Here is a 13,784-nt window from a genome sequence, read left to right as displayed (position 1 = left end):
TCGGATCCGTGATCGGAAACCCTGGCCTTGGTTCCTGGTCGGAGTCCCTGATCGGAGTCCCCGAGCGGAGTCCCTGATCGGAATGGCGAGGACGCTAGGTGCCGTGCCGAGGGAGGGGCAACGCGTCTGCGGCACATGACCGACCACATGTTTCGCGGGTGCGGCACGGCCGGACCGGTGGCGCGTGGGCGCGGACGGTGAATTCATGCGGTCGAACGGGCGTTGACCTCGCATGACTCGTGCCAAATCCTTGGGAGGCGTGAGTGACCAGGGAGTGCACATGACCGGCTCGGTGTACCGCGGGACGGATGCCGGCGGACCCGGCGGCCGGGAGCTGAAGTTCAGGAGGCTCGCCGACCGGCTGCGCCGGGAGATCGCCGAGGGCGTCTGGCCGCCGGGGAGCCGGCTGCCGACGGAACCCGAACTCGCGCGGGCCAACGACGCCTCCATCAGCACCGTCCGCCGGGCGGTCGCCGACCTGGTCGCCGAGCGGCTCGTGGTGCGCCGCCAAGGAGCGGGCACCTACGTCCTCGCCCCGGACAGCGGTGAGCGCCGCGCCGAACTGATCGGCGTCGTCGTGCCGGACACCGCCTTCTACTACCCGCGGGTGCTGACCGGCATCGAGGAGGAGCTCACGGCGGCCGGCGCACGGTTCGCGATCGTCTGCTCCGACTACGACCAGGCACGCGAACTGCGCGCCCTCGGGGAGCTGCTCGACGCCGGCGCCGACGGCCTGCTCCTGGTGCCCACCCTGGACGGGCCCGAGCGGCCCGAGGCGTATCTGCGCCGACTGGCCGGACTGCCGGTGCCGGCCGTGCTGATGGAGCGCCGGGGCAGCACGCTCGGCGACACCACGGAGAACGTCTGCACCCACCACGAGGCCGGCGGCTACGACGCCGTCCACCACCTCGCCCGGCTCGGCCACCGGGCCATCGGCCTGGTACTGCGGGCCCCCAGCCCGACGGCCGGGCCGGTGAGCCGGGGCTTTCGCCAGGCCGTACGCGAACTCGGCTGCCGTACGGCCGAGTTCAGCGCCGCGCTACAGGAGTGGAGTCCGGCCGCCGCCGACCGCTGCCTGGCGCGGCTGCGGGCCGCGGGCGCCACGGCGGCGGTCTGCTTCGGCGACCGGCAGGCGGCCCTGCTGGCGGCCGCCGCCCGCCGGGCGGGCCTCACGGTGCCCGGGGACCTCGCGCTGATCGCGTACGACGACGAGATCGCCGACCTGGCCGAGATCCCGCTCACCGCGGTGGCGCCGCCCAAGCACCAGCTGGGCCGCACCGCGGCGGGACTGCTGCTGCAGCGGCTGCGGAATCCGGACCAGCCCCGGCGCCAGGTGCTGCTGCGTCCCGCCATCACCGTGCGCGACTCCTGCGGCGGCAGGCCGGAGACGGGCCTGCCGGACTGATCCGGGGCGGGCGAAGCGACCCGGGCGGTCCGGAGCCTCGCCGGGCCTGGTGCACCCGCAGCTGCAGCGTCGCCAGGTCGAGCAGCGGCGTGGGCACGCCGAGGGCCCGGGCCCGGGCCGTCCTCAGAGAGTCGCGACGGCACCGTTCCAGCGAGGGGCCTTCAGTACGCCGAGGAGCCGCGTCACCTCGGCCGTCACGGCGGCCCGCCCCGCCCCGAGGTAGCGCCGGGTGTCGACGAGCCGTTCGTCGCCCCGGAGCGTCTCCCGGACGGCGCGGGTGAAGACCTTGTTGAGGTGGGTGGCGATGTTGACCTTGGTCATGCCGTGCTCGACCGCCGCGGTCAGGTGCGCGTCGGCGACGCCCGAGGAGCCGTGCAGCACCAGCGGCACCGGAACGGCTGTGTGCAGGGCCGCGATCAGGCCGAAGTCGAGCGCGGCGTCCCGGGTGAGCATCGCGTGGGACGTGCCCACCGCGACCGCCAGGGCGTCCACACCCGTCGCGGCCACGAAGGCGGCCGCCTCCGCCGGATCCGTACGCGCGCCGGGCGCGTGCACCCCGTCCTTGCCGCCCACCGCGCCGAGCTCGGCCTCGACCCACACCCCCTCGTCGTGGCAGCGGGCCACGACCTCCGCGGTGGTGCGGACGTTCTCCGCGCAGTCCAGCGCCGAGGCGTCGAACATGACGGAGGTGAAGCCCAGTTCCACGGCCTGCCGGACCAGGTCGGCGGAGGTCGCGTGGTCCAGGTGTACGGAGACGGGCACCGTGGCGGCCTCGGCGACGGCCAGCGCGGCGGCGCCGACGGCGGCCAGACCGCCGTGGTACCGGGCGGCGTTCTCGCTGATCTGGAGGACGACGGGCGTGCCGGCCGCCTCGGCCCCGGCGGTGATCGCCTGCGCGTGTTCGAGCTGGATGACGTTGAACGCTCCGACTCCGCCCCGGGCCGCGGTGGCGGCGGCGGTGATCGTGCCCGTACCGGTCAGTGGCATGCCAAGGCTCCTTCGGATGTGGTGAGCGGGACGACGTCGACCCGGCGCAGCGGGCGCCGGTGGACGGCCGGGGCGACGTCGCAGGCCGGCGGTGCGGCGACGGCGGCGGCGGACAGCGCCACCGCCCGGGTGAGCCGGTCCGGCCGGCACCCGGCGGTGAAGCGCTCGATCACCGGCCGGATGGCGTCCCGGCGTTCGCTCACGGCTGCGTCAGGATGATCGACCGCGTGAGGTTGCGCGGCTGGTCGGGGTCGAGCCCGCGCGCCCCGGCCAGCTCCACGGCCAGCCGCTGGGCGCGGATCAGATCGGCCAGCGGGTCGAGGGACGACACCGAGGCGGTCGCGCCCGTCGCGACGACCTGGTCCGGCAGGCCGGCCGGCGGCTGTCCGAAGAACCACACCAGGCTCTCCGGACCGGTGACGCTGATCGGACCGTGCCGGTACTCCATCCCCGGGTACGACTCGGTCCACGCGCCGGCGGCCTCACGCAGCTTGAGCGCCGCCTCGTTGGCCAGACCGATCGTCCAGCCGGCGCCGAGGAACGTGAACTGCCGGGCCTGGACGGCGCCCTGGGGGAGCGGTGCGCCGACGGCCTGCCGCGCCTGCTCCGGGAGATCGGCCGGGGCCAGACCGAGGTGCGCGCGCAGCAGCACGAGCGCGGTGGTGGCGAACCGGGTCTGCACGACGGACTTCTCGTCGGCGAACTCCAGGTCGATCACCGTGTCGGCGGCCTCGCCGACCGGCGTCGCCGGGTCTCCGGTGAGGGCGACGGCCGGGACGCCGGCCGACCGGCCGAGCGCGTCGAGGACCTCCGTCGTGGTGCCGGAGCGGGTGACGGCCACGATCCGGTCGTAGCGCCGCGCCGAGGGGAACTCGGAGGCGGCGAAGGCGTCGGTCTCGCCCTGACCGGCCGACTCACGCAGGGCGGCGTACGCCTGCGCGATGTAGAGCGAGGTGCCGCAGCCGAGCACCGCCACCCGCTCGCCGGGCTCGGGCAGGCCGAGCGGGCTCAGCTCCATGGCGCGGCGCCAGCACTCGGGCTGGCTGGCGATCTCCTCGGCCACGTGACTCATGCGTGTACCTCCTGCGGATGGAGCATCTGATCTAAGGTGCTCTAGAGATACCGGCTGCAATCAGAAGCGTGCAAGGGTGATCGCAGAGTGATCAGGCGGTGGTCCTGGAGGCAGCCCTCACGCCTCCTCTGGCGTGAGCCAGCCGCGCAGGAGCCTGCTCACGGTGGGCATCGCCACGTACGTCATGAGCACGTTGAAGACGCAGGCCATGACCGCGCTGCTGAGGAGGACGGGGAGCGCGGTCAGGTGCGGCACGAGGAAGAGGCTGCCGAGCACGGAGATCGGATAGATCGCCAGAGTCGCGCTGATCGCCATCTTCCACCGGGGCGGCGCGGGCCGGGTCGAGCCCGGCTTGGCGAACCAGGTCTCCATGCCGGTCAGTTGCCGTCGGGCGATCTCGGTGTGATGGTGTCCGTCGCAGTCGGCGAACCAGGCCGCCCGCTCCGGCGAGTCCTGCCAGGCCCGGCACGCCTCCTGGTCGCGGAAACGGTGGACGAGGAACCAGGGGGCGTCGCCGCCGGAGGAGCGGAAGAGCCCGTAACCGAGGTGGCCGGGGAACGTCGCCGCGGTGTCGAGGATGCCCTTGGCCCACCGCTCGAAGGCGGCCTCGTATCCGGGCTCCACCCGGCGGGCTATCAGCAGCGTCACCTCGCCGCTGTCGGCGGGAACGGTGGTGTGCTCAAGGCTGACCGCGGTCACACGAACTCCTCATGATCTCACCGCGCCCGACCACACTGTACGCGCCGCACGCCGCCGCGCGGGTGCCCCGGTCAGATCCCAGGTCGGGGCGACCGCCTGGAGTCGGGGGCGACCTCCGGGAAATTTTCGTTCAAGAGTGCTCGTCACAGGCCTCGGTGCAGTTGATCGCATCTAGGGTTCACGCGATCAACTTCCTTCGAGACAAGGGCGTTTCATGTCGATTGCGCGCAGGACATTACTGACCGGCTCGACGGCCGGTGCGGCCGCCGCCGCCGTCGGCGGTGCGGGAAGTGCCGAGGCCGCCGGGCGGCCGGGGGCCGCGACATCGCCGCTGCTGCAGCGCACACCCAGCCGCATCGGAGTGCCGGGCGTGGCCGGGCTGCACCTCCAGTTCGGCGCCGATCCCGCCACCGAGATGACCGTTTCCTGGATCAGCCCGCAGTCCGTCCGGCGGCCGCGGGTGCACCTCGGGTCGCCGGACGGGGGCACCGGGCGGGTCGTCGAGGCCGAGACCCGCACCTACCGGGACGGACTCTCCCAGCAGGAGGTGTACGTCCACCACGCCCGCGTCAGCGGACTGCGGCCGGACACCACCTACCTCTACTCGGCCGGGCACGACGGCGCCGCGCACGAGACCGGGTCGTTCACCACGGCGCCGCGCGGCCGCACCGCGTTCACCTTCACCAGCTTCGGCGACCAGGGCACGCCCAACCTGCGCCGTACCCTCACGTGGCCCACGCCGGACACCCCGCCGCCGCTCGGTCACTTCCTGCTCCACACCAGCACCCAGGGCGGCACCGAGGCCTCCGCCGACATCGTGGCCGCGGTGGAGCGGGTGGCCCCGCTGTTCAACCTGGTCAACGGCGACCTGTGCTACGCGGGCGTGGCCGGTGCCATCGGCGAGGACCGGGTGGCGACCTGGGCCGACTGGTTCATCAGCAACAGCCGCTCGGCGCGGCTGCGCCCCTGGATGCCCTGCGCCGGCAACGGCGAGACCGAGAAGGGCAACGGCCCGCTGGGCGTCACCGGCTACCAGACCTACTTCTCGCTGCCGGACGCGACGACCGCCACCGACCCCGAGACCAGCGGCCTGTGGTACGCCTTCACCGTCGGCGCGGTCCGGTTCGTCAGCCTGGCCAACGACGACGTGGCGATCGTGGACAGCGGCGACATCTATCTGCGCGGATACTCCGGCGGTGCGCAGCGCCGCTGGCTGGAACGGGAGCTGAAGGCGGCGCGGGCCAGCAGCGACATCGACTGGATCGTCGTCTTCATGCACCACCCGATGATCTCCAGCCACCGCAGCGGCGGCGGCGACCTCGGCGTCCGCGAGGAATGGGGCCCGCTCTTCGACGCGTACGGGGTCGACCTGGTGCTCTGCGGCCACGAGCACTACTACGAGCGCTCGCTGCCGCTCCGCGGCACCCTGCCGAACGACGTCCGCACCCCGATCCCGGTCTCCACCCGGACCGATGTCGCCGACACCGGCAACGGCACCGTCCACATGATCATCGGTGGCGGCGGCAACTTCGCCACCACCCAGGACGACCTGTTCGAGGAGCCCAAGGGCCGCGTCGTGGTCGACGTGGGCAAGGTGCCCGAGGGCCGCCACCGCAAGCCGGTCTACGTCACCGAGGACGCCCCCTGGCGCGCGGTCCAGGACCGCGTCCACACCCACGGCTTCGCCGCCTTCGACGTCGACCCCGGCACCCGCGGCAGCGGACGCACCCGGATGCACGTCACGTACTACACCTTCGACGGTCCGTACGGAGAACTGACCCCGGTCGACACCTTCACCCTGGAACGCCCCCGCGCCGACGCCCGGCACTGACGCCGGGCCTTCGTCCGGTCGTCCGGCGGAGCACCTCTGCGTAGCTGCAGGGGCACGGGGCGTCGGGCGGCGAGGTGGGTGATCACGTGGCGGGGCCCCTCGGCCAGGGAGCGGCCACAGCGGTGGGCACGTTCCGGTACGGGGGGCGTCGGCGTGAGCTGGAGCTGCTGACGGCCGCCCTGCGCCGCCCGCCGCCGGTCACGTCGAGGGCGGGGTCAGGACCACGAAGTCGGCGTCGTTCGGGTCGACGCAGACGGCGAGGCGGCCCACGCCCTCGGTGTCGACCGGGCCCATCTGGACGCTGCCTCCGTGCTCGGTGACCTTGGCGATCGCGGCGTCGCAGTCGGCGACGTCGAAGACCGGGTGCCAGTACGGGCGGCCGCCCGTGAGGACGAGATTCTCCCGGGAGAGCTCCAGGAGGCCGCCCTGCATGCGCTCCTGAGGCAGGCCCGCCGGCGTGATCAGGGTGTACGTACCCTCGCCGCCCGGCATCTCCATGTCGCTGTACTGCCAGCCGAAGACGCTGCCGTAGAACTCCCGGGCGGCCGCGGCGTCGCTGGTGTAGAGCTCCGTCCAGGAGAGTGAGCCCGGCGCGTCCACCAGCTCGACGCCGCTGTCCTTGCCGGGCTGCCAGACGGCGAACTCTCCTCCCAGCGGGTCGCTGTACTGGGCCATGCGTCCCCACTCGCCGAGATCCCGCGGGGCGACCCGCACGGTCCCGCCGCCGCGCTCCACGGCCTCGGTGGTGGCGTCCGCGTCCTCGACTCTGTAGTAGATCATCCAGGCGGAGCGGGCGCCCTGCTCGGTGAGCTTGCCCAGACCGGCGACGACCTTGCCGTCCTTGCGGAACATGCCGCCTTCCATGTCCTCCCCGCCGTCGCTCATGGGCTCGTAGTCCCAGCCGAGCACCGCGCCGTAGAAGGCCGCGGCGGCGGGCAGGTCGGGAGCCCCGAGGTCGAGCCAGCAGGGGGAGCCGGGGACGAAGTCGGTGGTGATCATGGGCATTTCCCTTTCGGATTCAGAGCTCCCGTCAGCACAACGGGCCGGGGAGCTTCGCGATGACGCCGGGGCGGGAGCGGTTCGGCCGGGTCCAGGACCCTCAGGCCGGGTTCGCCGCGAACAGGCGTTGCGCCTGCGGCGTGGCGCCGGTCAGGTCAAGCGGGATGCCCAGGCTCGCGCACATGCGGCGGGCCCGGCCCACGGCGCTGAGCGTGGCGGGCGTCGGTTCTCCCGAAGGGATCCGGAGGACGAGGCCGCGGGGCTTGTGCGCGCGGACGAGGACCTCGATCGCCAAGGTCGCCGCGGCGCGGGTGGTGACGTCGAGATTCCGGTGCAGCGTCACGCGCAGGGCGTCGCCTTCGACCCTGTGGCTGATCAGCATGAATGGCCTCCGCTCGGCGGGGTCCTCGCACCGTGCCCCGGCCCCGGGCTCCAGAGTGGCAGGCAAGACGTGGCATCGCATTCCAGGCCGGGCGCGCCGTCCTCCGACGGCCTGACGCGTGCGCGCGGCGTTCCGGGGTAGCCGCAGACCTGTCCGTCCGCAGCGCGGGGCGGGCGCCCCGCCCTGCGCGGAGCGCCCTGCACCCGCCCCGCTGCCGGCACCCAGGAGGTCTTCATGCGCGGTGACAACACGCTCCCCCTGCTGGTGAAGGGCTACACATGGCTGCCTGGGGCCGGCCGGCGCCAGGACGGCGACGGCCCCGTGAAGACGCGTCTGCTCGGACGCCCGGTGCGCGTGCTCCGGGGCCCCGGAGCCGTCGCGTTCTTCTACGACGAGAGGCACGCACGCCGGAGCGGAGCGCTGCCGGGCCCGGTGCTCGACACCCTGTTCGGCCGGGGCGCGGTCCACACCCTCGACGGCCCGGAGCACCGCACCCGCAAGGCGCTCTTCCTCTCGCAGCTCACCGAGACGGCAAGGGTGCGGGCGCTCACCGCGTGCGTGTGCGCGGAGTTCCGGGAGACGTTCGACGGCCTTCGCGGACGGGAGGTCACGCTCTTCGACGAGGGCGCGCTCGTCCTCGCCCGCGCGGTGAGCCGGTGGGCCGGCCTGCCCGGGTACCGCGCCGCCGACGCCGAGCGGCTCGCCCGCGACTGCGTGGCGATGGTCGACGGCTTCGCCACGCCGGGGCCGCGCCACCTCCGCGCCCGCCGGGCCCGGGCCCGTCAGGAGGAGCTGCTGCGCAGGGCCGTCGTACGGGCTCGTGGAACGCGTGAGGCGGGACCGCGGGACAGCGGACGCCGAGCGGCGGGAGAACCGCGGGAGCCGGGCGACGCCGCGCGGACCGCCTTCGAGGCGGTCCTGGCCCATCGGGAGGCCGACGGGTCGCTGCTGGATCCCGCCACGGCCGCCGTGGAGCTGCTCAACATCCTGCGGCCCACGGTGGCGATCACCTGGTTCACGACCTTCGCCGCCTACGCGATGCGCGACGCCCCCGAGCTGCGGCGGCGCCTGGCGGACGACGAGCCCGCCGGCCTCGCCACCTCCTTCGCCCACGAGGTACGCCGCTTCTACCCGTTCGTGCCGTTCCTCGCCGCGCTCGCTCCCGACGGTCTGGAGGTCCAGGGAGAGCGCGTACCGCACGGCACGATGCTGCTGCTCGACGTGTACGGACAGAACCACGACCCGGAGCTGTGGGACGAGCCCTTCCGCTTCGTGCCCGACCGGTTCCTCGGCGCCGCGCCCCACCCCGACGCGCTGATCCCGCAGGGAGGCGGCCCGCGCGAGGGCCATCGCTGCCCGGGCGAGGACATCACGATCGCCGTGCTGGCCGCACTGACCCGCGAACTCGCGCGGCTCGACTTCACGGTGCCGGACCAGGACCTGCGCATTCCGCTGCACCGGATCCCGACCCGGCCTCGCGACGGCTTCCGGATGCGCGTCCCCGAGGAGCAGTGACCCTCCGCACCCTCAGGCCGCGCGGCGCGTTCCCGGCTCCGTCCGCTCGCGCGTGCCGGGCGCGCGTTCCTGGAGCGTGTGGACGACGGCCGCGCAGAACGCGTCCAGGTCGCCGGGTCTGCGGGAGGTGATCAGAGGGAAGCCGCCGGTGGTGTCGACGACGACCTCCTCGTCCCGCCAGCTGCCGCCGCTGTTCTCGATGTCGGTGCGCAGTGAGGGGTACGACGTCAGCCGACGTCCCCGGGCGACGTCGCTCTCGACGAGGAGCCACGGGCCGTGACAGATCGCGGCCACCGTCTTGCCCGCCTTGGCGAAGGCGCTGACCAGTTGCTGGGCGTCCTTCTCGATGCGCAGCCGGTCGGCGTTGAGCGTGCCGCCCGGGACGAACACCGCGTCGTACTCCTGGGCCGTGACGTCGTCCATGGCGGTGTCGGCGACGACGACGGTGCCGGGCCGCCGGTCCGAGACCAGGGTCAGGACCGGCGCGGCCTGCTGGGCGGCGACGGTGACGGTCGCGCCGGCTTCGCGCAGGGCCGCCATGGGCCGTGTGAGTTCGTCCTGCTCCACTCCGTAGTTGGTGGTGAGGACGAGAACGTTCGTTCCGTGGAGGGTCACGATGAGATGCTCCTTCCGGTTTTCGAGCTCCTTCGACTCCGCGGAGAGCTTCAACGGCCACCAAGGGAGCGCTCGGGTTGCCTGGCACTCCTCTCGTCGGGTGCAAAGGCCCTCCACCAGCCGCTGCCCCTGCCGTGGGGGTTCATGCGGGCGGTGCGCGGAATCGGCGCACAGCGCTCTCGCGCCGGACACCGACCACCTCGGCCACACCGGTCCACCCGGCACGTTTTCCCCCCGGTCACCCGGGCAGGCGCCGTGACGGAAGCCGATCGCACGGTGCGGCCCGGGCCGCCCTTGGAGGTGCCATGACCGAGTTCGGATACTTCCTCTCCTGCGAGGAATTCGACCCCGCCGACCTCGTCGAACAGGCGCGCATGGCCGAGGACGCGGGCTTCCGCTCGCTGTGGATCTCCGACCACTACCATCCGTGGAACGACGAGCAGGGCCACAGCCCCTTCGTCTGGTCCGTCATCGGCGCGCTCTCGCAGTGTTGCGGACTGCCCGTAGAGACCGCCGTGACCTGCCCGACCGTGCGTCTCCACCCCGCGCTCGTGGCCCAGGCCGCCGCCACCTCCCAGATCATGCTCGACGGACGCTTCCGGCTCGGGCTCGGCAGCGGCGAGGCCCTCAACGAGCACATCCTCGGTGACACCTGGCCGTCCGCCGACGTACGCCTCGACATGCTGGAAGAGGCCGTCGAGGTCATCCGGAAGCTGTTCACCGGCGACCAGGTCACGCACCGCGGCACCCACTACACCGTCGAGAACGCCCGCCTCTACACCCTTCCCGACACCCCGCCGCCGATCGACATCTCCGCCTTCGGGCCCAAGGCCGCCGAACTCGCCGCGCGGATCGGCGACGGCTTCGTCACCACCACCCCGGACCAGGACCTGATCGACTCCTTCCGGGCCGGCGACGCGGCGCGCCCGGTGTACGCCTCGACCAAGGTCTGCTGGTCCCGCTCGCGTGACGACGCCGTCCGCACCGCCCACCGGCTCTGGCCCACCGAGCACCTGCCCGGCGAACTGAACCAGATCCTGCCCACACCGAGCCACTTCGAGCAGGCCGCGCAGCTCGTGACGGAGGACACGGTGTCCGACGCGGTGCCCTGCGGCCCCGACCCGGAGGAACACGTCCGGCGGCTGCGGGAGTACGTCGACGCCGGCGTCGACCGCCTCCACATCGGGCAGATCGGGCCCGAGCAGCGCGGCTTCTTCGACTTCTACCGCACCGAGGTCCTGCCCCTGCTCGACGGCGGCGGCCCCGACCGTACGAACGGAGGCGAGCGGTCATGACCAGCGCGACCGTCGGCGACCACCTGCTCGACCGGCTCCGCGCCTGGGGAGTCAGCCATGTCTTCGGCTACCCGGGAGACGGCATCAGCGGCCTGCTCGCCGCCTGGTCCCGGGCGGACGACGACCCACGGTTCATCCAGGCCCGGCACGAGGAGATGGCGGCCTTCGAAGCCGTCGGCCACGCCAAGTTCTCCGGCCACGTCGGCGTGTGCGTCGCGACCTCCGGGCCCGGCGCCGTCCACCTCCTCAACGGCCTCTACGACGCCAAGCTCGACCACGTGCCCGTCGTCGCCGTCGTCGGCCAGACCGACCGCAGCGCGATGGGCGGTTCCTACCAGCAGGAGATCGACCTGCACAGCCTGTTCAAGGACGTGGCCGCCGCCTACCTGGAGACCGTCAACGTCCCCGAACAGCTCCCCAACGTGCTCGACCGGGCCGTGCGCACCGCCTACGCCCGGCGCGCCCCGACCGCCCTGATCATTCCGGCGGACGTCCAGGAACTGCCGTACTCCGCGCCGGAACACGCCCACAAGATGGTGCCCTCCAGCCTCGACGTGAGCGGCTGGGCCCCGGTCCCGGACGACGCCTCGCTCGCCCGCGCCGCCGAGATCCTCAACGCCGGCAGCCGGGTGGCCATGCTGATCGGGCAGGGCGCGGCCGGCGCCGCCCGCGAGGTCGAACAGGCCGCCGAGCTGCTCGGCGCGGGCGTCGCCAAGGCCCTCCTCGGCAAGGACGCGCTGAGCGACGAACTCCCCTACGTGACGGGCGCGATCGGCCTGCTCGGCACCCGCCCCTCGTACGAGCTGATGCGCGACTGCGACACCCTGCTCACCGTCGGCTCCAACTTCCCGTACTCCGAGTTCCTGCCGCCGTACGGGCAGGCCCGCGCCGTCCAGATCGACATCGACGCCCACATGGTGGGGCTGCGCTACCCGTACGAGGTCAACCTGGTCGGAGACGCCGCCGCCACCCTCGGCCGGCTGCTGCCGCTGCTCACCCGCAAGGAGGACCGCTCGTGGCAGGAGACCGTGTCCTCCGGCGTGCTCCGCTGGCGGTCCGTGATGGACCGCCGGGCCGCGCTGTCCGCCGATCCCGTCAACCCCGAGCTGGTGGCCCGCGCACTCGACCCGCTGCTCCCCGACGAGGCCATGATCACCTGTGACTCCGGTTCCGTGGCCAACTGGTACGCCCGGCACCTCACCATGCGCCGCGGCATGCGCGCTTCCCTCTCGGGCACCCTCGCCACCATGGGCAGCGGCGTCCCGTACGCCATCGGCGCCAAGTTCGCCCACCCCGACCGGCCCGCGATCGCCCTCGTCGGCGACGGGGCGATGCAGATGAACGGTCTGGCCGAGCTGGTGACCGTCGCCAAGTACGCCAGCGAGTGGACCGACCCGCGGCTCGTCGTCGCCGTGTGGAACAACCAGGACCTCAACCAGGTCAGCTGGGAGCTGCGGGCCATGGCCCACACCGCCCCGTTCGCGGCGTCCCAGATCATCCCCGACGTGCCGTACGCCGACTTCGCCCGCTCCCTCGGCATGGACGGGCGCCGGGTCACCGACCCGGGCGACGTCGAGGACGCCTGGCGCCAGGCCCTGGCCGCCGACGGACCCACCGTCCTGGACTTCCGCACCGACCCGGACGTGCCGCCGATCCCGCCGCACTCCACCTGGGACCAGATCGAGTCCACCCTCGCCTCGCTGGCCCACGGCGACGGCCACCGCGGCCACCTCGTCGTCCAGGGCCTCAAGGCCAAGGCACAGGAGCTGCTGCCGCGCCGGCCCGGCGGGCGGTGAACGGCCGTGCGGACGCTGCTCGCCTCGCTGCGTGAGGGGCGCCTCCAGCGCACCCTCTCGCTCGCCACCGGCCTCGGCGCCGCCGTCTCGGGCGCCGAGATCTACCTGGAACACGACCGGGCCTCCTTCGGGAACCGCGTGATGTGGTGGCCGGTATGGCTCGGTCCGCTCGGGCTCGGCGCGGGCATCGCCGGCTGGGCCGACCCGAGGGCCGCGCGCACCGTGCTGCCGGTCGTCTCCGCCGCGCTCGTCGCCAACGGTCTGCAGGGCGCCTGGCTGCACGTGCGCGGCATCGCCGCCAAGCCCGGCGGCTGGCGCATGGTCCGCTACAACCTGGAGCTCGGCCCGCCGCTGTTCGCGCCGCTCATGGTGAGCGGCGTCGGCGGGCTCGGCCTGCTCGCCGCCCTGCTCCGGAGGGAACTCCCCGGCGCCCTCCGGAGCGGACGATGACGGGCAGCCGCCCCGACCGGCCCCGGATCCTGCGGCAGGCCGGTTCCTGGGACCCGGTGACACGCGCCGTGGTGCTCGCCCGGCTGCACCCGCCGCCGTGCCGGTTCCACACCCCCGCCGAGCAGGCCGTCGCAGGGCCCCTGCTGGACCTGCTCGTCGGCCAGGCGCACACCCCTGGCCGCCTGCCGCTGCTCGAACTCGTCGACCAGCGGATCGCCGCGGGCGACAGCGACGGCGGAGGCGGCGAGGGCTGGCACCACGCCGATCTGCCCGAGGACGGCCCCGCCTGGCGGCTCTCGCTCGCGGCACTCGACGCCGAGGCCCGGCTCCGCCACGACGGAACGGGGTTCGCCGGCCTGAGCGTCGGCGACCGGCACCGGCTGCTGAGCGTGCTGGCCCGCCGGGCCCGTGAACCCGGACCCGCGCCCCGCTGGCACGGCCTCCCCCTGGCCCACGTCTGGGAGCTGTGGCTGCGCCAGGCCTGTGCCGGCTACTACTCCCACCCGCTGGCCTGGGACGAGACCGGCTTCGGCGGACCGGCCTTCCCGCGCGGCTACGTACGCCTCGGCCGTGGCATGCGCGAGGCCTGGGAGGACCCGCACCCGGTCCCGCCCCCCGACGGACGGGAACCGGTCCCCGGCCCGGCGAAGACCGGCCCGGACCCCGGGCCCGCGAAGCTCCGCCCGGCTCAGGGCCCCGCCCCGCCCGCCTCCGCCGCTGCCCGCCGCACCAGTTGGC

Annotated in this window: 14 protein-coding genes; 7 read left to right on the top strand and 7 right to left on the bottom strand. The window is 73.6% G+C overall.

All coding sequences use genetic code 11. The features are described from left to right. The first annotated feature begins 259 nt into the window (after positions 1–259). Entirely contained in the window at positions 260–1,405 is a 1,146-nt protein-coding gene (locus ACWEJX_RS19945) for a GntR family transcriptional regulator (RefSeq protein WP_451608751.1), read from the top strand. A gap of 123 nt (positions 1,406–1,528) precedes the next feature. Here the strand turns inward: ACWEJX_RS19945 and ACWEJX_RS19940 are convergent, their stop codons facing one another. The 4 genes from ACWEJX_RS19940 to ACWEJX_RS19925 all read right to left on the bottom strand — a co-directional run bounded on the left by ACWEJX_RS19940 (position 1,529) and on the right by ACWEJX_RS19925 (position 4,163). Next, positions 1,529–2,392: a class II fructose-bisphosphate aldolase gene (locus tag ACWEJX_RS19940; RefSeq protein WP_451608750.1), complete on the bottom strand. Its 864-nt coding sequence runs from the start codon at positions 2,390–2,392 to the stop codon at positions 1,529–1,531. Beyond that, entirely contained in the window at positions 2,383–2,595 is a 213-nt protein-coding gene (locus ACWEJX_RS19935; protein ID WP_451608749.1) for a hypothetical protein, read from the bottom strand. Before ACWEJX_RS19935 ends, ACWEJX_RS19940 begins: the two co-directional genes overlap by 10 nt. After that, positions 2,592–3,464 carry an SIS domain-containing protein gene (locus ACWEJX_RS19930; protein ID WP_451608748.1) on the bottom strand — a complete coding sequence of 291 codons (873 nt, stop codon included), beginning with the start codon at positions 3,462–3,464 and terminating at the stop codon, positions 2,592–2,594. Before ACWEJX_RS19930 ends, ACWEJX_RS19935 begins: the two co-directional genes overlap by 4 nt. A 117-nt stretch (positions 3,465–3,581) precedes the next feature. Beyond that, positions 3,582–4,163 carry an antibiotic biosynthesis monooxygenase gene (locus ACWEJX_RS19925; RefSeq protein WP_451608747.1) on the bottom strand — a complete coding sequence of 194 codons (582 nt, stop codon included), beginning with the start codon at positions 4,161–4,163 and terminating at the stop codon, positions 3,582–3,584. A gap of 214 nt (positions 4,164–4,377) precedes the next feature. On the opposite strand from ACWEJX_RS19925, the gene ACWEJX_RS19920 reads away from it, so the two are divergent. Then, positions 4,378–5,994, top strand: coding sequence for a purple acid phosphatase family protein (locus ACWEJX_RS19920; protein WP_451608746.1), 1,617 nt, complete (start codon positions 4,378–4,380; stop codon positions 5,992–5,994). Between the two features lie 198 nt (positions 5,995–6,192). On the opposite strand, the gene ACWEJX_RS19915 is transcribed toward ACWEJX_RS19920, so the two are convergent. Both ACWEJX_RS19915 and ACWEJX_RS19910 read right to left on the bottom strand, forming a co-directional pair. Continuing rightward, a complete protein-coding gene (locus ACWEJX_RS19915; protein ID WP_451608745.1) occupies positions 6,193–6,993 on the bottom strand; it encodes a VOC family protein in 801 nt (266 codons plus the stop codon). Between the two features lie 100 nt (positions 6,994–7,093). Further along, positions 7,094–7,375 (bottom strand): hypothetical protein, encoded by a 282-nt coding sequence (locus ACWEJX_RS19910; protein WP_451608744.1) that lies wholly within the window; start codon positions 7,373–7,375, stop codon positions 7,094–7,096. A gap of 234 nt (positions 7,376–7,609) precedes the next feature. Between ACWEJX_RS19910 and ACWEJX_RS19905 the strand changes: the two genes are divergently transcribed. Then, positions 7,610–8,890 carry a cytochrome P450 gene (locus ACWEJX_RS19905; protein ID WP_451608743.1) on the top strand — a complete coding sequence of 427 codons (1,281 nt, stop codon included), beginning with the start codon at positions 7,610–7,612 and terminating at the stop codon, positions 8,888–8,890. Positions 8,891–8,902: 12 nt separating this feature from the next. Here the strand turns inward: ACWEJX_RS19905 and ACWEJX_RS19900 are convergent, their stop codons facing one another. Then, positions 8,903–9,505, bottom strand: coding sequence for a type 1 glutamine amidotransferase domain-containing protein (locus tag ACWEJX_RS19900; RefSeq protein WP_451608742.1), 603 nt, complete (start codon positions 9,503–9,505; stop codon positions 8,903–8,905). 305 nt (positions 9,506–9,810) lie between these two features. Between ACWEJX_RS19900 and ACWEJX_RS19895 the strand changes: the two genes are divergently transcribed. The 4 genes from ACWEJX_RS19895 to ACWEJX_RS19880 all read left to right on the top strand — a co-directional run. Then, on the top strand, positions 9,811–10,800 hold the full coding sequence (locus ACWEJX_RS19895; protein WP_451608741.1) for an LLM class F420-dependent oxidoreductase: 990 nt from the start codon (positions 9,811–9,813) through the stop codon (positions 10,798–10,800). Next, complete coding sequence (locus tag ACWEJX_RS19890) at positions 10,797–12,596, top strand: thiamine pyrophosphate-requiring protein (protein WP_451608740.1); 1,800 nt, start codon at positions 10,797–10,799, stop codon at positions 12,594–12,596. Before ACWEJX_RS19895 ends, ACWEJX_RS19890 begins: the two co-directional genes overlap by 4 nt. Before the next feature lie 6 nt (positions 12,597–12,602). Further along, the gene (locus ACWEJX_RS19885) at positions 12,603–13,046 is read left to right on the top strand and encodes a hypothetical protein (RefSeq protein WP_451608739.1); all 444 of its coding nucleotides are present in this window, start codon (positions 12,603–12,605) and stop codon (positions 13,044–13,046) included. After that, a partial coding sequence (locus ACWEJX_RS19880) for a gluconate 2-dehydrogenase subunit 3 family protein (protein WP_451608738.1) occupies positions 13,043–13,784 on the top strand: 742 nt, incomplete at its 3' end. The genes ACWEJX_RS19885 and ACWEJX_RS19880, both read left to right, overlap by 4 nt.

The sequence above is a fragment of the Streptomyces sp. NPDC004788 genome (genome assembly GCF_053601115.1).
The sequence above is the reverse complement of the archived record's forward strand: the minus strand, read 5'-3'. Positions and strand labels throughout refer to the sequence as shown.